Here is a 22,511-nt window from a genome sequence, read left to right as displayed (position 1 = left end):
TCAGGCCAGCAGCGCGGCGATGCGTTCCCGCATGGCGGCGTCCGGCAGCGGCCCGAAGCCGGCCTGCGCGTTGTCCGCCATGTTGGCCGGCTTGGAAGTGGCGGGAATGACGGCGGTGACCGCGGGATGGCCGATGATGAACTTCAGGAAGATCTGCGCCCAGGATCCGCAATCGATCTCGGCGGCCAGCTCGGGCAGCGCCATCCCCTTGACCCGGCGGAACAGCGCGCCGTCCTGGAATGGGCGGTTGATCAGCACCGCGACGCCGTGGGCCTGGCAGGCGGGCAACAGGCGTTTTTCGGCGCTGCGGTCGGCTACGGACAGGTTGATCTGCAGGAAATCGGGCTTTTCGCGTTCGACCAGTTCGGTCAGTTCGTCGTGGGCATGGTCGGTGTAGTGCGTGATGCCCAGATAGCGGATCACGCCTTGCTGCTTCAGTTCGCGCAGCAGCGCCAGCTGGTTGGCGGTGTCGATCAGGTTGTGCACCTGTACCAGGTCGAACTTGTCGCTGCCTAGCGCCCGTTGCGATTGGCGCACCTGGCGCATGGCCGACTCGTGGCCCTGCGTGCTGATCTTGGTCGCCAGGAAGGTCCTGGCTCGTAAGCCGCCGTCGCGCGCCAGCAGCGCGCCGGTGACCGCTTCCGCCTGCCCGTAGCTGGGCGCGGTGTCGATCAGCTTGCCGCCCTTCTGCAGCAGCGTATCCAGCACCTGCGCCAGCGGCGCCATGGCGGCCTTGTCGGCGGGGGACACGTTGAAGGTGTCGGCGGTGCCCAGGCCGATCACAGGCAGCGCCTCGCCGGAGGCGGGTATGTTCCGCCTGTGCATGGGAGTTACCACGCTGAGGGCGCGGGCCGTCCAGGCCGGCCCGGTCAGGGCGGCGGCGGCAGCGGTCTGGAGGAAGCGGCGGCGGTCGGGCATGGCGTGGCTCCAGCGGGAAAGGGCGCCCGGGAGGGGCAAAGAAAAGGGCCTACACGTGAATGCAGGCCCAAGGTAAAAAAAGAGCCCACACGTGAATGTAGGCTCTTTGTGCCGGTTTGGCAGCGTTGCGATTACTCGCGGTTGCCGCCGAAGATGCCCAGCAGCATCAGCAGGTTCGAGAAGACGTTGTAGACGTCCAGGTAGATGGCCAGCGTGGCGGACACGTAGTTGGTTTCGCCGCCGTTGACCACGCGCTGCAGGTCGACCAGCATGAAGGCCGAGAAGATGACGATGGCCAGGACCGAGATGGTCAGCATCAGCGCGGGCAGTTGCAGGAAGATGTTGGCCAGGGCCGCCACCAGGATCACGACCGCGCCGATGAACAGGAATTTCTGCAATCCCGACAGGTCGCGCTTGATGGTGGTGGCCAGCGTGGCCATCGTGCCGAACACGATCGCGGTGCCGCCGAAGGCCGTCATGACCAGCTGCGAGCCGTTGCTCATGCCCATGACGAAGCCCAGCAGGCGCGACAGCATCACGCCCATGAAGAACGTGAAGGCCAGCAGCAGGACCACGCCCAGCGAGCTGTTCTTGTTCTTTTCGATCGCGAACATCAGGCCGAACGCGCCCACCAGGAACACGATGGCGGACAGGCCGGGGCTTGCGCCCATGATGCGGTTGATGCCGGTGTACATGCCGACGGCCGCGCCCAGCACGGTCGGGATCAGCGAGAGCGCCAAGAGCCAATAGGTGTTGCGCAGCACCTGGTTGCGCGCGACCTCGCCCGGCGCGCCGGCTACGGCGCCGGAACGGTTAAAAGGGGACGGACGATATTCGTTCATTGAGAACTCCTGTGTGCGGCAGAGTAATGGTTGCCTAGAAGGCTTAGATGGGAAGGATACCTTACAGTTCCCTGAAGAATCCAGTTCTGCCTAGGATTAGACCAGAGGCGCGAAATAGGTTCCAGACGGGTCAACCCGGCCTGACGTCCTGCAGCACCCTGGCGACGATGCGCGGCAATTCCGCGTCCATGCGGGCCTGGATCTGTTCGATGGCCTCGGCCAGGGCTTCGCGCATCAGCTGCTCGACCTCGGCCTGAAGGCGGGCGCTCAGGACCGTGGCGTCCGGCGCCGCGGGAGGCGCAGCCAGGACGGCGGCTGCCGGCGGAATGATATCAGGGGACGCATCTGCGTCGTCCGCCACTTCCGTCAGTAGCGGAAAGGCGTCGTCGTCATGACCCTGCGTGCCATCGTCGGCCAGGTCGGTCAGCACGGGCATGTCCGCGTCGTGCGGGGACGCCGGCGGGTAGAGCGCGGGCTCGGCCCGCTGGGTCAGGGTAGGGATGCCGGGGTCGGCGTGGCGAGAGGGCATGATGGCTCCCGGGTGATCGAGGTGGCGCGCCGCAAGGCCGGCGCGTTCAGCCGTCCGGCTGCTGGCGGCTGAGGTCGCGGCTTTGCGGCGTGTGGCCCGCGGCCAGGTAGGTCCGCCAGCGCTGGCGGGCGGCCTGCTTGTCGTCGGGGTCGTCCGAGACGATTTCAAGCAGGCGCTCGAAGGCTTCGAAACCCGGAGGGCAGTCGAGGTCCAGGTTCAGCAGCCAGGACGGCTGGGGCTGTCCGCCCTGGCCCGCCGCGGCCGCGGCCTGTTGCGGATCGCCGGCAGTGAGAATTACAGGAGTCTCGCCCGCCAGCGGATCGTTGGCCAGCACGTGCGGCACGAAAGAAGTGTCGTCGAAGGCCCAGAGCATGCGGTCGAACGCGGCCAGCCGGGAGCCATCCCTACAGTACACCACCAGCCGCTGCCGTGCCAGGTAGCGCTTGCGCACCACCTGGCAGGCGGTGCGCAAGCGGTCGGGCGCGCCGAAGGCGAAGTCGATGCGCGTCATGCCGGGTTCCGTTGCTGCCGTTTCAAGCCTGGTCCAGCAGGTACTGCATCAGGAGCGGCACGGGGCGGCCGGTGGCGCCCTTGTCCTTGCCACCGCGCCAGGCGGTGCCGGCGATGTCCAGGTGGGCCCAGCGGTACGAGGTGGCAAAGCGCGACAGGAAGCAGGCCGCTGTGACCGCGCCCGCCGGAGGACCGCCGATGTTGGCGAGGTCGGCGAAGTTGGACTTGAGCTGTTCCTGGTAGGCGTCGTCCATCGGCATGCGCCATGCGGTGTCCAGCGACTGGCGGCCGGCCGCGGCCAGCGCATCGGCCAGCGCGTCGTCCTTGGAGAACAGGCCGCTATTGACGTTGCCCAGGGCCACCACGCAAGCGCCGGTCAGGGTGGCGATGTCGATCACCGCGGACGGCTTGAAGCGTTCCGCGTAGGTCAGTGCGTCGCACAGCACCAGGCGGCCTTCGGCGTCGGTGTTCAGGATTTCGATGGTCAGGCCAGCCATGCTGGTGACGACGTCGCCCGGCTTGTTGGCCTTGCCGCTGGGCAGGTTTTCGCAAGCCGGGATCAGGCCCACCACGTCCAGCGGCAGCTCCAGTTCGGCCAGGGCGCGGAACGAACCCAGCACGCTGGCGGCGCCGCACATGTCGTACTTCATTTCGTCCATGGTGGCGGCGGGCTTGAGCGAGATGCCGCCGGCATCGAAGGTGATGCCCTTGCCGACCAGCACGATGGGGCCTTGCGCGCCCTTGGCGGTCTTTTTGGCGGCCTTGTTGCCGGCATGGCGCAGGACGATGAAGCGCAGCGCTTCCTCGGAGCCGCGCGCGACCGACAGGAACGAGCCCATGCCCAGCGCGTCGACCTGCTTGCGGTCCAGCACTTCCACCTTCAGCGACTTGAACTCGCGGGCCAGGCGCTTGGCCGTCTCGCCCAGGTAGGTCGGCGTGCAGATATTGCCGGGCAGGTTGCCCAGCGTGCGGGTCAGGTCCATGCCGTTGGCGATGGCGCCGCCTTCGCGCAGGCCCTTCTGGGCCTGGGCCGCGTCGGCGCGCTCGACGACCTGGACGATCTTCTTGAGCTTGGGACGGGCGTCGCGGTCGGGCTTGCCGAAGCTGGCGTCGTAATGATAGGTGGCGTTGCCGGCTGCGATGGCGGCGCTGCGGGCGCGCGCGATGACAGCCACGTCGGCGATCGGATTGGCGACCAGCGTGGACACGCCTTCAGCCAGCTGCGCCGATACGCAAGCCGCGGCGAAGGCCTGCTCGGCCGAGGCATGGGCGCGGGCAGAATATTCTTCCTGCTTGCCCAGGCCCACCAGCACCACACGCTGCGCGGACACGCCGGGCAGGTTGCGCAGGGTCAGCGTGGAGCCGGCGCGGCCGCGGAACTCGGCCTTGACCACCGAACGCACCGCGCCATTGGAAGCGCGGTCGATGAGATCGGCGGCGGGGCTCAACACGCCTTCCGCATAGACCCCGACGGCCAGGGCGGCGGTCTTGACTTGGTGCAGGGAAGCAGTGGTCTGTGTGCTAAATTCCATGAGGGTTTCCCGTGTACGTCTGTGTAGAATGCGGTCGATTATCCCGCATATTCTCCCATGTCTCTATTCAAACGCTCTGTCGTCAGCGAGATCACCAGTCACGCTGGCGTTGTCTTTTCCACGTTGCTCATCGTATGGCTCAGCGTGTTGCTCGTGCGCCTGCTCGGTGAAGCAGCGGGCGGCAACATCGGGGCGGACGTCGTGGTGGTGCTGGCCGCGCTGTCGACCATCACCGCATTGCCGACCATTCTCGCGGTCTCCGTCTTCATTGCGGTCCTCACCACCGTCACGCGCAATTACCGTGAATCGGAAATGGTGGTGTGGTTCGCCAGCGGCCTCTCGCTGGCCGACTGGTTCCGGCCTGTGCTGCGCGTCGCCATCCCCGTGGCGCTGGCGGTGGCGGGGTTGACGCTGGTGGCGGCGCCTTGGGCGTACCGCCAGATCGGCGAATACCACGAACGCTTCGAGCAGCGCTCCGACCTGTCCAAGGTCACGGCCGGCCAGTTCGCGGAATCGTCCGGCGGCAACCGCGTGTTCTTCGCCGAAGATCCGCTGGAGCCCAGCGATGAACTGGGCAACGTATTCGCGCGCGAAAATGGTCCCGAATGGCTCAGCGTGCTGACCGCCAGCAAGGCCCATAGCGAAACCATGCCCAACGGCGACCGCTTCCTGGTGCTGGGCGAAGGCCATCGCTATGACCTGAAGCCGGGCACGCCCGAGATCCGGCTGGTGCACTTCGACAAGTATGGCCTGCGCCTCGAAAGCAAGTCGGGCGGCGATCCCGTGGCCGAAGCGCGCGCCAACGCGGAGCGTTCCGCCAAGGCGCGCACGACCTCGCAATTGATTGCGGACAACACCAATAGCAGCTGGTCGCAAGTGATGTGGCGGGTCTCGTTGCCGCTGGCCGCGCTGAACCTGGCGTTGCTGGCGATTCCGCTCGGCGCCGTCAACCCGCGCCTGGGACGTTCGGGCGACCTGCTCATCGCCGGCCTGGTGGGCCTGCTCTACATGAACCTGATGAACCTGTCGCGCGCCTGGATCTCCAACGGCAAGCTCAGCTTTGGCGTGGGCGTGTGGGCGATCCATGCCTTGGTGGCGATGCTGACGGTCTTCCTGCTGATGCGGCGCTTGCGTGTGAAAGCGCCCAAGAACAGCGCCTGACGCCGGCACATCCAGCGCCTTGCGGCCCGCCCAGCGCGGGCCGCGGCTTTTTCAGGGCAGGTACTTCATCGTGCCGCCCTTGCCGGCCAGCAGGTCGGCGTTCTTCAGCACTGACTTGCGAATGAACTCCCACAGGGCCGTCACGCGTTTGAGCTTGCGCAGGTCTTCATGGCAATACATCCAGAACGAGCGCGTGATCTCGACCTCGTCCGCCAGCACGGGCGTGAGCCGCGGGTCCTGCGCGGCGATGAAGCAGGGCAGGATCGCCAGCGACTGGCCCTGCAGCGCGGCGTGGTATTGCGCCACCACGCTGGTGCTGCGCAATACCACCTTGCTGGCGGGCAGCAGGTCTTCCAGATAGCGCAGCCGCTCGCTGAACAGCAGTTCGTCGACGTAGCCGATGAAGGTGTGGTCGGCCAGGTCCGCGCGCTCGCGGATCGGCGGATGGCTGGCCAGATAGCCGGGCGTGCCGTACAGGCGCAGCGTGTAGTCGCACAGCTTGCTGCACACATAGGGGCCGCGCTGGGGGCGCTCGATGGTGATGGCCAGGTCGGCTTCGCGCTTGGACAGGCTGACAAAGCGCGGCACCGGCAGGATGTCCAGCGTGATGTGCGGATAGCGCCGCTGGAAGTCCGCCGCCAACGGCGTCAGCACATAGCTGCCGAAGCCCTCGGTGGCGCCGATGCGCAAGTGCCCCGACAGCGCCTGGCCGATGCCCGACAGGTTTTCGCGGGCGGAATGCACCGTGCTCTCCATCTGTTCGGCATGGACGAACAGGCGTTGGCCGTCTTCGGTCAGCACGAAGCCCGCGCCGCGCGACTTTTCGAATAGCAGGGTGTCCAGCTCAGCTTCCAGCGCGCGGATGCGCCGCGACACGGTCGTGTGCTCGACCCCGAGCTTGCGCGCCGCGGCGCTCACCCGCTGGGTGCGGGCCACTTCCAGGAAATATCTCAGGCTGTCCCAATCAAGCACTTTCCGGCTCTCCAGGCCCGGCTGCGCGCTGCGCCGCCGGGCAAATTTTCCTTGTGCATGAATGCACAAGGAATGTGCATTTCTAGTGTTGCTTGTTGATTTTCACACATCTACACTGGGTCGGCGGGCTTGGGGCCTGTCGCCAGGCTCTCCGGGGCCTGAACCCCGGGACCGCAGGCCGCGTAGACGGCGCCATAACGAATAAAACTCAGGAGACAAATCCATGAAATTGCACGCACGCGGGCTGGCCGTAGGCTTGTGTCTGGGCGCCGCATTGGTCGGCCAGGCGCAGGCGGCGGATAAGCCGCCAGTGAAGATCGGCATTCTGACGGACATGTCTGGCACCTACGCCGGCATGGGTGGGCCTGGTTCGGTGGCGGCGGCGCAGTTGGCCATCGACGACTGCCTGGCCGCGGAATGCAAGGGCATGAAGATCGAGCTGGTGTCCGCGGACAACCAGAACAAGGCCGACGTGGGCGCGGCCAAAGCGCGCGAATGGTTCGACCGCGACGGCGTCACCGCCATCGCCGACCTGACCAACTCCGCGGTGGCGCTGGCGGTGCAGGGCATTGCGCGAGAAAAGAACAAGGTGGTGATGTTCTCCGGTCCCGCCACCACGGCGCTGACCAACAAGGAATGCTCGCCGGTGGGATTCCACTGGATGTTCGATACCTACTCGCAGTCCGCGGGCGGCGCCAAGGCCACGGTAAAGGCAGGCGGCAAATCCTGGTACTTCATCACCGTGGACTACGCCTTCGGCCACTCGCTGGAAGCCGACACGGCCAAGGCCGTGCAAGCGCTGGGCGGCACCGTCGCCGGCAGCGTGCGCCATCCCCTGAACGCGCCGGACTTCGCGTCCTACCTGCTGCAGGCGCAGGCCTCCAAGGCCCAGGTCGTGGCGCTGGCCAACGGCGGCCAGGACACGGTCAACGCGGTCAAGCAAGCGCGCGAATTCGGCATCGTGGCCGGCGGCCAGCGCCTGGTCTCGTTGCTGATTTTCTTGTCGGACCTGCGCGCGCTGGGCCTGGAAAGCGCCCAGGGCCTGTCGTACGTGGACGGCTTCTACTGGGATTACGACGACGCCACGCGCCAGTGGTCCGGGCGCTTCGAGAAAGCGTTCCGCGGCCTGAAACCCACCATGACGCAGGCCGGCGTGTACTCCAGCGTGCGGCACTACCTGCGCTCGGTCGCCGCTTCCGGCAGCACCGACGGCAAGGTGGTGGCGGACAAGATGCGCGCGCTGCCCATCGAGGATCCGATCATGCGCAACGCGTCCATCCGTCCCGACGGCCGCGTGATCCACGACATGTACCTGTATGAAGTGAAAAAGCCGTCCGAGTCCAAGGGCGGTTGGGACTATTCCAAGCTGGTGGCCACCATTCCGGCCGCCGAAGCCTTCCAGCCGCTGGCGGATTCGAGCTGCCCGCTGGTCAAGAAGTAAACCCGGGGCGCCGGCAGGCCCTTGCCGCCGGCGCCTCACCATCCATGTATGCGGATTCCATCCGCATCGACCATGCAGTGTGAGGAGCATCAAATGAGTGAAGTCCCCCGCGTTCCGCTATTGATCGGCGGCAAGCTCGTGCAGTCCAAAACCACCGAATGGCGGGACGTGATCAATCCCGCTACCCAGGAGGTCGTTGCCAAGGTGCCCTTCGCCACGCGCGAAGAACTGGACCTGGCCGTCTCCAACGCCAAGGAGGCTTTCAAGACCTGGCGCAACAGCGGGCAGGGCGCTCGCATGCGCGTCATGCTGAAGTTCCAGGAACTGCTGCGCGCCAATACCGGCAAGCTGGCCGAAATGATTACCCGCGAGCACGGCAAGACCCTGCCGGACGCCGAGGGCGAAGTCGGCCGCGGCCTGGAAGTGGTGGAGCACGCATGCTCCATCGCCAACCTGCAACTGGGCGAGTACGCCGAGAATGCCGCTTCCGGCATCGACGTCTATACGCTGATCCAGCCGCTGGGCGTGTGCGCGGGCATCACCGCGTTCAACTTCCCGGTCATGCTGCCTTGCTTCATGTTCCCGATCGCCGTGGCCTGCGGCAACACCTTCATCCTCAAGCCTTCCGAGCAGGATCCGACGTCCTCGCTGTTCCTGGCGCAACTGGCGCTGGAAGCCGGCCTGCCGCCGGGCGTGCTGAACGTGGTGCACGGCGGCCCGGAAACCGCCAACGGCCTGTGCGAACACCCCGACATCAAGGCGGTCTCGTTCATCGGTTCGACCCGCGTCGGCACCGAGATCTACAACCGTGCCTCCGCCGCCGGCAAGCGCTGCCAGTCCATGATGGGCGCCAAGAACCACTGCGTGATCCTGCCGGACGCCGATCCCGAGGTCGCGCTGAACCAGCTGGTGGGCGCCGCCTTCGGCGCGGCCGGCCAACGTTGCATGGCCTCGTCCGTGGCCGTGCTGGTGGGCGAAGCCCGCAACTGGCTGCCTGACTTCGTCGAACGCTCGAAGAAGCTCAAGGTCAATTCCGGCATGGACCGCGAAGCGGATCTCGGCCCTCTCGTTTCGCCCAACGCCAAGAAGCGCGTCGAAAGCCTGATCCAGAAGGGCGTGGATGAAGGCGCCAAGCTGCTGCTGGACGGCCGCAGCCTGAAGGTCGCCGGCTTTGAGCAGGGCAACTTCGTGGGCCCGACGATTTTCGACGGCGTTACCGAAAACATGACCATCTACACCGAGGAAATCTTCGGGCCGGTCCTGTGCGTGGTGGGCGTGGAAACGCTGGAGGACGCGGTTGCGTTCATCAACCGCAATCCCAACGGCAACGGCGTGGCGTTGTTCACCCAGGATGGCGGCGCGGCGCGCTACTTCCAGAACAACATCGACGTCGGCCAGGTCGGCATCAACGTGCCGATCCCGGTGCCGGTGGCCTGGTTCAGCTTCACCGGCTCGCGCGGCTCCAAACTGGGCGACCTGGGCCCCAACGGCAAGCAGGCCGTGCAGTTCTGGACGCAGACCAAGACCGTCACGGCGCGTTGGTCGGCCCATGCCAAGAGCGTGAACACCACGATCTCGATGCGCTGAACTGGGGACGCCTTGCATGTAAGCTTATATAAATAAGTTATATAACGAGGCATCCTTATTACTTATAATTGGCCCGTCTAACAGGGGCCAATTCATGAACCTGCAGCAATTTCGTTTTGTCCGCGAAACCATCCGGCGCGACTTCAACCTGACCGAAGCCGCCCGGATGCTCTATACCTCGCAGCCCGGCGTCTCCAAGGCGATCATCGAGTTCGAGGACGAACTGGGCATCAAGATCTTCGAACGGCACGGCAAGCGCATCAAGGGGCTGACCAAGCCCGGCCTGGCGGTGTCGCAGGTCATCGACCGCATCATGCGCGAAGTGGACAACCTGAAGAAGGTCAGCGACGAGTTCGCGCGCCGCGACGAAGGCGGCCTTGTCATCGCTTGCACCCACACTCAGGCGCGCTATCTGCTGCCGCGCGTGATTCCCGCGTTCCGCAAGCAATTCCCCAAGGTGCACCTGTCGCTGGCCGAAGGCAGCCCGGCGCAACTGGCCGAAATGGTGCTGCATGAGCAGGCCGACCTGGCCCTGGCGACGGAGTCGCTGGCCTTGACGCCGGGCCTGGCGACCTTGCCGGTCTATGCCTGGGAACACACCGTGGTGGTGCGCCCGGACCATCCCCTGGCCGAACTGACCTCCAGCGCCGCCAAGCGCCTGTCGCTGGCGCAGCTGGCCGAGTATCCCATCGTGACCTACGACCGCGCCTTCACCGGCCGCAGCACCATCGATGAGATCTTCGCCAACCAGGGTATCCACCCCGACATCGTGCTGGAAGCCATCGACGCCGACGTCATCAAGACCTATGTCGACGTGGGCCTGGGCATTGGCATCATCGCCGGCGTAGCCTACGATCCGCGCCGCGACAGCAACCTGGTGGGCCTGCCGGTGGGCCATCTGTTCGGCACGCATACGACCCGCGTCGGCGTGAAGGCAGGCGTGTTCCTGCGTGACTACGTCTACACCTTCCTGGAGATGCTGGCGCCTTCGCTGACCCGCGCGGTGGTGACCGAAGCGGTGCAGGGCACGCCCAAGTAGGCATCCGTTTCACGGGGCGAGAGGCGCGGCGTCATTGGGCGGCGCGCCTTTTTTCTTGATGCGTCGCGGTCCGCGCTATCCCTTTTCATGGGCTCATAAAAATAATTAAATAAGAACTGATCTCATTTGAGTTGACTAAAAAATAGGAATCATTATCATTACATCCAGTCTCAACGACCCAGTGAGGTTCATCATGACGGCAGGATTAAGTGCAGTGGTAGTGGGCGCCGACCGCCTTGGCAACATCCCGGATCTGCTCAAAGGGCACAATATTTCGATCACGCACCACATCAGCGGGCGTGATCCCTCGCATCAAAAGAAGACGTTGCAACTGCCCTCGGGCACCCAGCTGGTCATCCTGCTGACCGACTTCCTGGGTCACAACGTCATGAAAACCTTCCGCAACGCCGCGCAACGTGGCGGCATCCGGGTCGTCGCTTGTCGGCGTTCGGTATGCAGCATGCAGCAGGCCCTGCAGCAATGCGGCCTGTGCCAGCGGGCTGGCTCTGTGCACTGAAGACACGGTCTGCTGCCGCCAAACAAAAAACTGGGGAGGCCGAAACGGCCTGCGGCCCAAAGCGCCGCGAAGAGATGGAAAAACGCCGCCGGACTGGAAAGTCCGGCGGCGTTTTGCTTGTAGCGGGGAGAGCCTGGCGGCTATCCTGGGAATGTGTCAGTTGGAGGCGCGGGCGGACGCCATCAGGCTGTTGTCCAGGCGGCGCGCGCCGTTGTAGCGCTTGGACCAGTAGGCCATGGTCATGTTTTCGACGCGGACCACGCCGCCAGCGCTGGGCGAGTGCACGAAGCGGTCGTCGCCCAGGTAGATGCCCACGTGCGAGTAGCGGCGGCCCAGCGTATTGAAGAAGACCAGGTCGCCTGCCTTCAGTTCGTTCTTGGCGACCGAGACGCCTTGCTGCGCCATCTCGGCGGCGTTGCGGGGCAGCTTCAGGCCCAGCGAACGTTCGGCGGTGTAGGTCACCAGGCCGCTGCAGTCGAATCCGGTATCGGGGGAATTGCCGCCGAAGCGGTAGCGGATGCCCAGATGGTTCAGGGCTTCGCTGACCAGGGCGTTGTCGCTGCTGACGCCGGAGTGGGTCTTCTGGCGTTCGCGCTTGAATTTCTGGCTTACCAGTACGCCGATGGGATCATCGGAGGTGGCGACCCATTCCGTCTCGTAGGGGTCAATCTCGGACGTATGGGCGGTTGACTTTTGATTTGTAGCGGCACAACCTGCCAGACCCACCACGCATGCAACCAACGCCAGCAAGCGCAGACCGCGAGTTGCTTGGCCGGAGGATGAATTCAGTCTCGCGTGGTTGGAGTGTCGATGCATGCGCCTGGGGGTGATTTGCAGATAACGGCAAAAAACACGGAATTCGCCGTGAATGTGGCCGAGATGTCAGCAAAATCAACATTGTTCTACAACTTCGCGGGGATTCTACCAAACTTTTAAGACCAGTTAGTTACGAAACCGGCGTTAATGTCCATGCAGCGTGGACATTTGGTAGAACATTTTGACTTGCGGCAAGCCTCGTGCAAGGTTTGCCTACCAGAATGACCGAAGGATCAGAGAAGAAATCAATCAGCCTTAAGGCCTAAGAAAGATAACAGGAGACATAAATGCAAAAAACCCGGGATTTCCATTACCGCTCGATACATGACCGCGACGCGTTCTGGCGGGAAGAGGCCGGCCGCATCCACTGGGAGACGCCGTTCGAGTCCGTGCTGGACTTCTCCCGGCCGCCGTTCGCCAAGTGGTTCACGGGCGGGCGCACCAATCTCTGTTACAACGCCGTCGACCGCTGGCTGCCGACCCAGGCTGAAACGCCGGCCCTGATCTGGGTGTCCACCGAGGTCGACCGCGAGCGCGTCTACACGCGCCAGGAAATGTACGAAGAGGTCAACGCCGCCGCTGCCATGCTCAAGGAGCTTGGGGTGGGGCGCGGCGACCGGGTGCTGCTGTACATGCCCATGGTGCCGGAAGCCGTGTTCACCATGCTGGCGTGCGCGCGGATCGGCGCGGTGCATTCGGTGGTGTTCGGCGGCTTCGCCTCGGTCAATCTGGCCCAGCGCATCGACGACGCGGCGCCCAAAGTGGTGGTCTGCACCGACGGCGGTTCGCGCGGCGGCAAGGTCGTGCCCTACAAACCGCTGCTGGACCGTGCCTTGGCGCTGGCCAAGACGCCGCCGGCCTCGGTGGTGGTGTTCGACCGCGGCCTGGCGCCGTTCGAACCCGTCGCAGGACGCGACCTGGATTACGAGACGCTGCGCCAGCGCCACCTGGGCGCGCGGGTGCCGGTGGAATGGCTGGAGTCCTCGGAGCCCAGCTATATCCTCTATACCTCCGGCACCACCGGCAAGCCCAAGGGCGTGCAGCGCGATACCGGCGGCTATGCCGTGGCGCTGGCCTCGTCCATGGAATACCTGTTCGACGGCCGCGCCGGCGACACCTTCTTCTGCACCAGCGACATCGGCTGGGTGGTGGGCCATTCGTACATCATCTACGGCCCCCTGATCGGCGGGCAGGCGACGGTGCTGTATGAAGGCACCCCGGTGCGTCCGGACGGCGCCATCCTGTGGAAGCTGGTGGAGGAGTTCGGCGTCAACACCCTGTTCTCGGCGCCGACCGCGGTGCGCGTGCTCAAGCGCCAGGATCCGGAGCTGCTCAAGCGCCACGACCTGTCCTCGTTGCGTGCGGTCTATCTGGCGGGCGAACCGCTGGACGAGCCGACCGCGCAATGGATCTCGGGCGGCCTGGGCAAGCCCATCATCGACAACTACTGGCAGACGGAATCGGGCTGGCCGATCCTGTCGGCCCAGCCTGGCGTGGAAAAGGTCCCGACGCGCTTCGGCAGCCCGTCGTTCCCGGTATATGGCTTTGACGCGCGCATCGTCAGCGAGTCCACGGGCGAGGATCTGGGCCCCGACCAGAAAGGCGTGGTGGCCATCGTGCCGCCGCTGCCGCCGGGCGCCATGTCCACCATCTGGGGCGACGACGAGCGCTTCGTGCAGACCTACTTCACCTCCATTCCCGGCCGCCAGGTGTATTCGACCTTCGACTGGGGCTTGGTGGACGCCGATGGTTACTGGTTCATCCTGGGGCGCACGGATGATGTGATCAATGTGGCGGGCCACCGCCTGGGCACGCGCGAGATCGAGGAATCCGTCAATAGCCACAACGCGATTGCCGAATGCGCGGTCGTGGGCGTGGCGGACTCGCTCAAGGGCCAGGTTGCGATGGCGTTCGCCGTGCTCAAGAATCCCGCCGGAGCCGAAACCGAGGAAGGGGCAAAGCGCCTGGAAGGCGATATCATGCGGCTGGTGGAAGAGCAGCTGGGAGCGGTGGCTAGGCCCGCCAGGATCCGGTTCGTGGGCGCATTGCCCAAGACCCGTTCCGGCAAGGTCCTGCGCCGCGCGATCGTCGCGGTATGCGAAGGACGTGATCCCGGCGATCTGACCACCATAGAAGATCCCACCGCCCTGGAACAAATAAAGGAGTCGCTGCAATGAATACCAAACCCGTGCTGGCCGCCGAAGACGTCAAGAAGATCTTGGCTGCGGCCGAAGCACACGCCCTGCAGAACAAATGGGCGGTCGCCATTGCCGTTGTCGACGATGGCGGGCATCTGATGGGCATGCTGCGCCTGGATGGCGTGGCGCCGATTTCTTCCCATATTGCGCCGGCCAAGGCCAAGACTGCCGCCATGGGCTGCCGCGAATCGCGGATCTACGAAGAGATCATCAATAACGGGCGTTATTCGTTCCTGTCGGCGCCGCTCCTCGAAGGCATGCTGGAAGGCGGCGTCCCTATCGTGGCGAATGGCCATGTCGTCGGCGCCGTCGGCGTGTCGGGCGTGAAGTCGACCGAAGATGCGCTGATCGCTCAAGCTGGCATCGCCGCCCTGGGCCTATGAGCCACGGCGAGCCGTCGGATGCGCCGGCCGGCGCATCCGCGCAGAACGCTGGAGCAGGGGGCGACGGCCCCCTGAATCCCGGCGTGGCCAAACGCGAGGTCTGGGCCTGGGCCATGTACGACTTCGCCAATTCCGGCTACACCACCGTGATCCTCACGGCGGTGTTCAGCACCTATTTCGTCGGTGTGGTCGGCGGGCGCGCGCCCTGGGCCACGCTGGCCTGGACCGCGGCGCTGTCGCTGTCCTACCTCCTCATCATGCTGACCATGCCCACGCTGGGCGCCCGCGCCGATGCGCGCGCCAGCAAGCGCCGCCTGCTGTTTTCGAGCACGGTGGGTTGCGTGGCCGCTACGCTGGTGCTGACGCAGGCCGGGCCCGGGGACGTCTGGCTGGCGCTGGCCGCCATCGTCATTTCCAACTACTGCTATTGCGTTGGCGAATCCGTGGTCGCGGCCTTCCTGCCGGAACTCGCGCGGCCCTCCGCGCTGGGCCGCGTTTCGGGCTGGGGCTGGAGCTTCGGCTATTGCGGCGGCATGCTCACGCTGGGCTTGTCGCTGGTGGTCGTGACGCTGGCCGAGGGGCGTGGCGAGACGGCCGAGCATTTCGTGCCGTGGGTCATCGTGGTCACGTGCGCGGTGTTCGCGCTGGCGGCGCTGCCATCCTTCTTCCTGCTGCGCGAACGCGCGAAGCCGCAGGCTGGCAAGCAGGAGGCGCTGCACATGCTCAAGCGCCTGGCCTATGCCTGGCGCGAAACCGGGCAGCATTTTCCGGAGTTCCGCCGCCTGCTCATGTGCATCGCCTGCTACCAGGCGGGCATTTCGGTGGTGATCACGCTGGCCGCGGTCTATGCCTCGGAGGTCATGGGCTTCACCACGCCGCAGATCATGCTGCTGGTGTTCACCGTAAACATCGGCGCGGCGGCCGGCGCGTTTTCGTTCGGCTACGTGCAGGACCGCATCGGCCATAAGCCGGCGCTGGCCCTGACGCTGTGCGGCTGGATCGTGATGGTGCTGGTGGCCTACGCCGCCGTGACCGCGCCCGTGTTCTGGGTCGCGGCCACGTTGGCCGGGCTGTGCATGGGCACCACGCAGAGCGCGGGCCGCGCCATGACCGGCGCGCTGGCGCCCGCCGGCCGGCTGGCAGAGTTCTACTCGCTGTGGACCTTCGCGGTGCAACTGGCCGCGGTGATCGGTCCGCTGACCTACGGCCTGGTGACCTGGGCCACGCACGGCAACCACCGGCTTGCGATCCTGGTGACCGGCCTGTTCTTCGTGGGCGGCCTCATCCTTTTGTCGCGCGTGGACGTGAAGCGCGGGCTGGAACGGCGCGCCGCCTGAGGCGCGCCGTTCGCGCAGGCTGCTATCCTTATGGACTGTCCGGTGCCGCCGCGTCGAGAGCGCGGCGGCACGCCTTGATTACCCGGCGCCGGCCTTGCGCCGCGGGCTCCGGCCCGCATTTTGCGTAAGGTGCCCGTAAGAGCGCGGCGATACGGTTGCGGTTGGGTAATGAACAAGCGGCACAAACAAACAGAATTACCGATTGGAGACAAAGATCATGTCGAACGCTATTGAGTCCGTACTGGTGGAAACCCGGGTGTTCCCGCCGCCCGAGCGCGCTGCAGAAGGCGCCGCGATTCCCAGCATGGAGGCCTACAACGCGCTGTGCGCGCAGGTCGAAAACGATTTCGACGGATTCTGGGCCGGGCAGGCGCGCGACAACCTGCAGTGGACCAAGCCGTTCACGCAGGTCCTGGACGAATCGGACGCGCCGTTCTACCGCTGGTTCGGCGATGGCGAATTGAACGTGTCGGCCAACTGTCTGGACGTGCACCTGACCAACGGCAATGCCGACAAGACCGCCATCATCTTTGAAACCGACGACGGCAAGGTCAACAAGGTCAGCTATCGCGAACTGCTGGCGCGCGTCTGCCGCTTCGCCAACGGCATGAAGGCGCTGGGCTACAAGAAGGGCGACCGCGCCATCATCTACATGCCCATGTCGATCGAAGCCGTGGTGGCCATGCAGGCCTGCGCGCGCCTGGGCGTGACGCACTCGGTGGTGTTCGGCGGCTTCTCGGCCAAGAGCCTGCAGGAGCGCATCATGGACGTGGGCGCGTCGCTGGTCATCACCGCCGACGAGCAGGTGCGCGGCGGCAAGACCATACCGCTGAAGCCCGCGGTCGAAGAAGCCTTCACCATGGGCGGCTGCGAGGCCGTGAGCAAGGTCATCGTGTACCGCCGCACCGGCGGCAAAGTGCAATGGAACGAAGGCCGCGACCTCTGGATGCACGACGTCGAAGCCGGCCAGCCCGACACCTGCGAACCCGTGCCGGTCAACGCCGAGCATCCGCTCTTCATCCTCTATACCTCCGGCTCCACCGGCAAGCCCAAGGGCGTGCAGCATTCCTCGGCGGGCTACCTGCTGTGGGCGCTGCTGACGGTGAAGTGGACCTTCGACGCCCGCAAGGACGACGTGTACTGGTGCACGGCCGACGTGGGCTGGGTCACCGGCCACACCTACATCACCTACGGTCCGCTGGCCGCCGGCCTGACGCAGGTGGTGTTCGAAGGCGTGCCGACTTATCCCAACGCCGGCCGCTTCTGGGACATGATCGCGCGCCACAAGGTCACCACCTTCTACACCGCGCCCACCGCGATCCGCTCGCTGATCAAGGCCGCCGAGGCCGCGCCCGAAGCGCATCCGCAGAACTACGACCTGGACAGCCTGCGCATCATCGGCACGGTGGGCGAGCCCATCAATCCCGAAGCCTGGATGTGGTACCACAAGAACATCGGCCGCGAACGTTGCCCCATCGTGGACACGTGGTGGCAGACCGAGACCGGCGGCCACATGATCACGCCGCTGCCTGGCGCCACGCCGACCAAGCCGGGTTCCTGCACCTTGCCGCTGCCGGGCATCGCCGCCGCCATCGTCGACGAGACCGGCGGCGACGTGGAGCAGGGCAATGGCGGCTTCCTGGTCATCAAGCGTCCGTGGCCCGCCATGATCCGCAACATCTGGGGTGACCCGGAGCGTTTCAAGAAGAGCTACTTTCCCTCGGAACTGCGCGGCTACTACCTGGCCGGCGACGGCGCGCAGCGCGATGCCGACGGCTATTTCTGGATCATGGGCCGCATCGACGACGTGCTGAACGTGTCCGGCCACCGCCTGGGCACGATGGAAGTCGAGTCCGCGCTGGTGGCGCACGAACTGGTGGCGGAAGCCGCGGTGGTGGGCCGTCCGGACGACACGACGGGCGAAGCCGTGGTGGCCTTCGTGGTGCTCAAGCGTTCGCGTCCGGAAGGCGAAGAGGCGCAAGCCATCGCCAAGGTGCTGCGCGACTGGGTGGCCAAGGAAATCGGCCCCATCGCCAAGCCCAAGGACATCCGCTTCGGCGACAACCTGCCCAAGACCCGCTCGGGCAAGATCATGCGCCGCCTGTTGCGCGTGGTCGCCAAGGGCGAGGAAATCACGCAGGACGTTTCCACGCTGGAGAATCCGGCCATCCTGGATCAGTTGGCCAAGTCGCTGTGATCCTTCCCGTCCGCTTGATGGACGGGAACGGCCCGCCTGCAGCCTCCGCGGGAGGCAAGGCAGGCGCATAATGTCATACGCCCGTATCGGAACTGCCGGTACGGGCGTATTTGCTTTTTCGCGCCCAGAATTTTTTCCCACGGAGCCGTGCCAGTGAGCCGCAGCAGTTTCGATCGAGCAGGGCTAGCCCTGATGTTCAGCACCATCCTGGTCTGGGCGGGCAGCTGGATCGCGATGAAACTGATCGTTCCCTACATCGGTCCCTTCGACTTCGTGGCGCTGCGCTACGTTTCGGGCGGCCTGGTGCTGTTCGCGCTGGCCATCGCGATGCGGCGGCCGCTGGCGATGCCGCCCTGGAAGCTGACATTGCTGATCGGCCTGACGCAGACGGCCGGATTCCAGGGGTTTGTACAGACGGCGCTGGTGTCGGGCGGCGTGGGCAAGGTCTCGCTCATGGCGTACACGATGCCGTTCTGGGTGATCCTCTTCGCGTGGTGGCTGCTGGGCGAACGTCCCACGGCGCGGCATGGGGTGGGCATTGCGCTGGCCGCCATCGGGCTGGTCTGCTTCGTCGAACCCTGGAACGGCCTGGGCGATATCCGGCCCGTGTTGCTGGGGCTGGGCAGCGGCCTGTGCTGGGGCGTGGGCACCGTGCTGTCCAAGCGCATGTTCGAGCGGCACGCGCCCGATGTGATGACATTCACCGCCTGGCAGATGCTGCTGGGCGGACTGGTCATGACGCCGGTCGCCTTTCTGGTGCCGCAGATGCCGGCCCAGTGGGGCTGGCAGCTTTGGGCCGGCATGGCCTACATCGTGCTGATCGCGACCGCCGCGGGCTGGTTGTTGTGGCTGCTGGTGGTGCGACTGGTGCCGGCGTCGATCGCAGGCCTGTCCAGCCTGGGCGTGCCAGTCGTGGCCATGCTGTTCGCCTGGGCGCTGCTGTCCGAGCAGCCTACCGCGGCTGAGCTGGGCGGCATGGCGCTGATCCTGGCCGGCATCTGGGTAGTGAGCCGCGCGGCGCCGGCGGCGCGCGCCGAATAAGCGCTTTCCATATTCCTTTTCCTATCCTGGGATTTTCCATGATCGATCTGCGTAGCGACACAGTCACCCGGCCATCCGCAGCCATGTTGCAGGCCATGGTCTGCGCGCCCCTGGGCGATGACGTGATGGGCGATGACCCGACCGTGATCCGCCTGCAGGAGGCGGTTGCCGAGCGCACGGGCAAGGCGGCCGGGCTGTTTTTCCCCTCTGGCACGCAAAGCAATCTGGGGGCTCTGATGGCCCATTGCGAGCGCGGCGACGAGTACCTGGTGGGCCAGCTTGCGCACACCTATAAGTACGAAGGGGGCGGGGCGGCCGTGCTGGGCAGCATCCAGCCGCAGCCCATAGAACATGCGGCGGACGGCTCCTTGCCGCTGGACAAGTTGACCGCGGCGCTCAAGCCCGAGGGCGACGCGCATTTCGCCCGCACCCGCTTGCTGGCGCTGGAGAATACTTTCCACGGAAAGCTGATTCCGGCCAGCTACGTGCAGGCCGCGACCGACTGGGCGCGCCAGCATGGCCTGGCGACGCATCTGGACGGCGCCCGCGTGTTCAACGCGGCCGTCGCCAGCGGCAAGCCGGTGGCGGACCTGTGCGCGCCTTTCGACACGGTGTCCATCTGTTTTTCCAAGGGCCTGGGCGCGCCCGTGGGGTCGGTGCTGGTCGGCAGCGTCGAACTCATCGCCCGCGCCCGCCGCTGGCGCAAGATGCTGGGCGGCGGTTTGCGCCAGGCTGGCGTGCTGGCCGCGGCCTGCCTGTATGCGCTGGAGCACAACGTGGAGCGCCTGGCCGAAGATCACGAGAACGCCCGGCTGCTGGCAGAAGGGCTGCGCGCCATTCCGGGCGTAAAGGTGTTGAGCCAGGACACCAACATGGTGTTCGCGGAATTCGAGCCCGCGCGCTGCGATGAACTCACCGCCAAGCTGGCGGCTGACGGTATCCAGATGCGGGCTGTGTATGGCGGCCCGACCCGCCTGGTCACGCACCTGGACGTGTCCGCCGCGGACGTGCGGCAGGTGGTCCAGGCGGTGACCCGGCACCTGGCATAAGCGGGGCGGGCGCTCAGGCGTCCGCGCGCAGCACATCCGACAAGACCGAGAACAATTCGTCGATCTGCGCGCGCTCGATGATGAGCGGGGGCGACAACAGCATGGTGTCGCCCGCCGAACGGATCAGGCAGCCGCGTTCCAGGCAGGCCTGGTGCACGGCGTACGCCCGCTGGCCGGGCTTGCCTTCCAGCGGTTCGAGTTCGATGGCGGCCAGGAGGCCGATGTTGCGGATGTCCACTACGTGCGGCAGTCCCTTCAGGCTGTGCGCCGCGTCTTCCCAATAGCGCCAGAGTTCGCGGCTGCGCTGGAACAGGCCTTCGCGGCGGCAGATGTCCAGGGTCGCGAGGCCGGCGGCGCAGGCCACGGGATGGCCGGAATAGGTGTAGCCATGCGACAGCTCGATGGCGCTGTCCGGCCCCTGCATGAACGCATCGTAGACATGCTGCTGCACCAGCGTGGCGCCCATGGGGATGGCGCCGTTGGTCAGCCCCTTGGCGCTGGTGATGATGTCGGGCGTGACGCCGAAGTGCGATGAGGCGAACGCGCCATCGATGCGGCCGAAGGCGCAGATCACTTCGTCGAAGATCAGCAGGATGCCGTGCGCGTCGCAGATCTGCCGCAGCTTCTGCAGATAGCCCTTGGGCGGCACCAGCACGCCGGTCGAGCCCGCCACGGGTTCCACGATGACGGCTGCGATGGTGGAGGCGTCATGCAGCGCGACGATGCGCTCCAGCGTATCGGCCAGGTGGGCGCCCCAGTCCGGCTGGCCGCGCGTGTAGGCCATCTGGCTGCGGTCATAGGTGTGCGGCAGATGGTCCACGTAGGGCAGCAGATTGCCGAAAGGCTTGCGGTGGCCGGCGATGCCCGACACCGACAGGCCGCCGAACCCCACCCCGTGGTACGAGCGCTCGCGCCCGATCAGGCGCACGCGCTGGCCCTGTCCGCGCGCGCGGTGATAGCCCAGCGCGATCTTCAGCGCGGTGTCCACCGCTTCGGATCCGGAGTTCGAGAAAAACACGTTGGAGAACCCGGCGGGCGCTTCCTGGCGCAAGGACTCGGCCAGCTCGAAGGCCAGGGGATGGCTCATCTGGAACGACGGCGCGTAGTCCAGTTCATGGGCGGTGCGGGCGATGGCCTCGACGATTTCCGGACGGCGGTGTCCGGCGTTCACGCACCACAGGCCCGCAATGCCGTCCAGCACGCGGCGTCCGTCCGGCCGGATGTAGTGCATGCCCTCGGCGGCGCTGAATAGCACGGGCGCGCGCTTGTACCGGCGGTTCGCGGTGAAGGGCATCCAATAGGCTTCGGCGTTGATGGCGGGAGTGGGATGAGGCGCTGACGATGGCATGGGTGTTCCGGCATGAAGAGATATTTGGGCTTTCTATTTTGTATTAATCAATTGATAAATACAATACAAGAAGACCCGAAGGTACGCCGCAACGCGGACGCCATGCGTGCGGAGGGCCCGCGACGGCGGGCTGGCGGATGAATGAAAGCGGAAAGGGTGTCAGGACACTTGCAGCGAGGTCTTCAAGTGGCGCCGCATGAGCTGCGAAGCCCACTCCTGGTCGCCGGCCTCGAGCGCGTCGATGATCTGCAGGTGTTCGCTGCTGGAGTTGATGAAGCGCGCGTCGCGGTAGAACGCGGCATGCTCTTCCAGCCGGCGCAATTGGTTCTGCTGCTGCACCGCCTGCAGGATGTAGCGGTTGCCCGAGAAGCGGGCCAGCATTTCGTGGAACGAGGCGTTGAGATTGAAGAACTCGGTGGCCGAGATGTCGGCGTCGCTGCGCGCGGCCAGCGCTTCATGCGCGGCGCGCATGCGGGCCAGCGCCTCGCGGTCCAGGCGGAACGTGGGTTCCAGCAGGCCGGCGCATTCGATCGTCATGCGGAAGCGGTAGCTCTCGTTGAGCGCGTCGCGGTTTTCCAGCGACGGCGCGAATTGCCAGCCATGGCCCTTGCGCTTCTCGATCAGGCCGTCCGCGGAGAGCTGCAACAAGGTCTTGGTCAGCACGCTGCGCGGCGCTGGATAGCGCTGTTGCAGGTCGCGCTCGGTAAAGGTTTCCGGCAGCTCGCGCGAGGCGCGGTCATCGATCAGGCGCCGGTATAGCTCGTCCTGGGTGGGGCCGGCGCCCTCGATGGCGGGGGGCGCGGCCGCCGCATGCGCCGCTACCGTGTAGCCGCTGTTGGGGCGGTGCGTGATGAGGCCCTGCGCGGCCAGCAGCTTCAGCGCGCCGCGCACGGGCGTGCGCGACACCTCGTAGCTCGCGGCCAACGTTTCCTCGGACAGGTGGTCGCCGGGCGCATGGCGCCGGGCCACGATGTCTTCCGCGATAAGGCGCGCCAGGTCGACTTGCAGCGGAGTGGGGCGGGCGGGAGCGGCGTTGGACATGAAGGATGGGCGCGAAGGGCGACGGAGTCGGAATGGTACCGGAGAGCTACGCG

At 65.8% G+C, this 22,511-nt stretch carries 20 protein-coding genes; 11 read left to right on the top strand and 9 right to left on the bottom strand.

The features are described 5' to 3' along the window. The 5 genes from IB257_RS15985 to IB257_RS15965 all read right to left on the bottom strand — a co-directional run bounded on the left by IB257_RS15985 (position 1) and on the right by IB257_RS15965 (position 4,331). Positions 1-918, bottom strand: a complete 918-nt coding sequence (locus IB257_RS15985) for an aldo/keto reductase (RefSeq protein WP_192492566.1) — start codon at positions 916-918, stop codon at positions 1-3. Between the two features lie 131 nt (positions 919-1,049). Continuing rightward, positions 1,050-1,760 carry a Bax inhibitor-1/YccA family protein gene (locus tag IB257_RS15980; protein ID WP_054450644.1) on the bottom strand — a complete coding sequence of 237 codons (711 nt, stop codon included), beginning with the start codon at positions 1,758-1,760 and terminating at the stop codon, positions 1,050-1,052. 130 nt (positions 1,761-1,890) lie between these two features. Next, positions 1,891-2,289, bottom strand: coding sequence for a hypothetical protein (locus tag IB257_RS15975; RefSeq protein WP_192492565.1), 399 nt, complete (start codon positions 2,287-2,289; stop codon positions 1,891-1,893). A gap of 46 nt (positions 2,290-2,335) precedes the next feature. Further along, positions 2,336-2,800 carry a DNA polymerase III subunit chi gene (locus IB257_RS15970; RefSeq protein ID WP_192492564.1) on the bottom strand — a complete coding sequence of 155 codons (465 nt, stop codon included), beginning with the start codon at positions 2,798-2,800 and terminating at the stop codon, positions 2,336-2,338. Between the two features lie 22 nt (positions 2,801-2,822). Next, positions 2,823-4,331, bottom strand: a complete 1,509-nt coding sequence (locus tag IB257_RS15965; protein WP_192492563.1) for a leucyl aminopeptidase — start codon at positions 4,329-4,331, stop codon at positions 2,823-2,825. A 57-nt stretch (positions 4,332-4,388) separates the two neighbouring features. Here IB257_RS15965 and lptF point away from each other — a divergent pair, with 57 nt between their 5' ends. Then, the gene (gene lptF, locus IB257_RS15960) at positions 4,389-5,492 is read left to right on the top strand and encodes an LPS export ABC transporter permease LptF (RefSeq protein WP_054450652.1); all 1,104 of its coding nucleotides are present in this window, start codon (positions 4,389-4,391) and stop codon (positions 5,490-5,492) included. 51 nt (positions 5,493-5,543) lie between these two features. On the opposite strand, the gene IB257_RS15955 is transcribed toward lptF, so the two are convergent. Continuing rightward, positions 5,544-6,464, bottom strand: a complete 921-nt coding sequence (locus IB257_RS15955; RefSeq protein WP_054450654.1) for a LysR family transcriptional regulator — start codon at positions 6,462-6,464, stop codon at positions 5,544-5,546. A 223-nt stretch (positions 6,465-6,687) separates the two neighbouring features. Between IB257_RS15955 and IB257_RS15950 the strand changes: the two genes are divergently transcribed. The 4 genes from IB257_RS15950 (at position 6,688) to IB257_RS15935 (ending at position 11,048) form a co-directional block, all read left to right on the top strand. Further along, a complete protein-coding gene (locus IB257_RS15950) occupies positions 6,688-7,905 on the top strand; it encodes an ABC transporter substrate-binding protein (protein ID WP_054450656.1) in 1,218 nt (405 codons plus the stop codon). A gap of 93 nt (positions 7,906-7,998) precedes the next feature. Then, the gene (locus tag IB257_RS15945; RefSeq protein ID WP_054450658.1) at positions 7,999-9,492 is read left to right on the top strand and encodes a CoA-acylating methylmalonate-semialdehyde dehydrogenase; all 1,494 of its coding nucleotides are present in this window, start codon (positions 7,999-8,001) and stop codon (positions 9,490-9,492) included. Between the two features lie 94 nt (positions 9,493-9,586). Further along, positions 9,587-10,531 carry a CysB family HTH-type transcriptional regulator gene (locus IB257_RS15940; RefSeq protein ID WP_054450660.1) on the top strand — a complete coding sequence of 315 codons (945 nt, stop codon included), beginning with the start codon at positions 9,587-9,589 and terminating at the stop codon, positions 10,529-10,531. A 193-nt stretch (positions 10,532-10,724) separates the two neighbouring features. Continuing rightward, positions 10,725-11,048, top strand: coding sequence for a DUF2325 domain-containing protein (locus IB257_RS15935; RefSeq protein WP_054451313.1), 324 nt, complete (start codon positions 10,725-10,727; stop codon positions 11,046-11,048). 156 nt (positions 11,049-11,204) lie between these two features. On the opposite strand, the gene IB257_RS15930 is transcribed toward IB257_RS15935, so the two are convergent. Beyond that, a complete protein-coding gene (locus tag IB257_RS15930) occupies positions 11,205-11,864 on the bottom strand; it encodes a C40 family peptidase (RefSeq protein ID WP_054450662.1) in 660 nt (219 codons plus the stop codon). Between the two features lie 287 nt (positions 11,865-12,151). On the opposite strand from IB257_RS15930, the gene IB257_RS15925 reads away from it, so the two are divergent. The 6 genes from IB257_RS15925 to ltaE all read left to right on the top strand — a co-directional run bounded on the left by IB257_RS15925 (position 12,152) and on the right by ltaE (position 20,069). After that, positions 12,152-14,041 (top strand): propionate--CoA ligase, encoded by a 1,890-nt coding sequence (locus IB257_RS15925; RefSeq protein WP_192492562.1) that lies wholly within the window; start codon positions 12,152-12,154, stop codon positions 14,039-14,041. Continuing rightward, positions 14,038-14,445 carry a heme-binding protein gene (locus IB257_RS15920; protein WP_088139066.1) on the top strand — a complete coding sequence of 136 codons (408 nt, stop codon included), beginning with the start codon at positions 14,038-14,040 and terminating at the stop codon, positions 14,443-14,445. Before IB257_RS15925 ends, IB257_RS15920 begins: the two co-directional genes overlap by 4 nt. Next, positions 14,442-15,782 (top strand): MFS transporter, encoded by a 1,341-nt coding sequence (locus IB257_RS15915; RefSeq protein WP_054450669.1) that lies wholly within the window; start codon positions 14,442-14,444, stop codon positions 15,780-15,782. The genes IB257_RS15920 and IB257_RS15915 overlap by 4 nt, the downstream gene beginning before the upstream one ends. Before the next feature lie 217 nt (positions 15,783-15,999). After that, positions 16,000-17,979 (top strand): acetate--CoA ligase, encoded by a 1,980-nt coding sequence (acs, locus tag IB257_RS15910; RefSeq protein ID WP_054450671.1) that lies wholly within the window; start codon positions 16,000-16,002, stop codon positions 17,977-17,979. Between the two features lie 153 nt (positions 17,980-18,132). Further along, the gene (locus IB257_RS15905) at positions 18,133-19,020 is read left to right on the top strand and encodes a DMT family transporter (protein WP_119450963.1); all 888 of its coding nucleotides are present in this window, start codon (positions 18,133-18,135) and stop codon (positions 19,018-19,020) included. 38 nt (positions 19,021-19,058) lie between these two features. Continuing rightward, the gene (gene ltaE / locus IB257_RS15900; protein WP_119450962.1) at positions 19,059-20,069 is read left to right on the top strand and encodes a low-specificity L-threonine aldolase; all 1,011 of its coding nucleotides are present in this window, start codon (positions 19,059-19,061) and stop codon (positions 20,067-20,069) included. Positions 20,070-20,082: 13 nt separating this feature from the next. On the opposite strand, the gene IB257_RS15895 is transcribed toward ltaE, so the two are convergent. Together IB257_RS15895 and IB257_RS15890 are read right to left on the bottom strand one after the other, a co-directional pair. Beyond that, positions 20,083-21,417 (bottom strand): aspartate aminotransferase family protein, encoded by a 1,335-nt coding sequence (locus IB257_RS15895; protein WP_125472906.1) that lies wholly within the window; start codon positions 21,415-21,417, stop codon positions 20,083-20,085. A 159-nt stretch (positions 21,418-21,576) separates the two neighbouring features. Next, positions 21,577-22,458 carry a GntR family transcriptional regulator gene (locus IB257_RS15890; protein WP_054450677.1) on the bottom strand — a complete coding sequence of 294 codons (882 nt, stop codon included), beginning with the start codon at positions 22,456-22,458 and terminating at the stop codon, positions 21,577-21,579. Between the last annotated feature and the right edge of the window lie 53 nt (positions 22,459-22,511).

It is taken from the genome of Achromobacter sp. ACM03 (assembly GCF_014851665.1).
Classification (GTDB): domain Bacteria; phylum Pseudomonadota; class Gammaproteobacteria; order Burkholderiales; family Burkholderiaceae_B; genus Achromobacter; species Achromobacter aegrifaciens.
The sequence above is the reverse complement of the archived record's forward strand: the minus strand, read 5'-3'. Positions and strand labels throughout refer to the sequence as shown.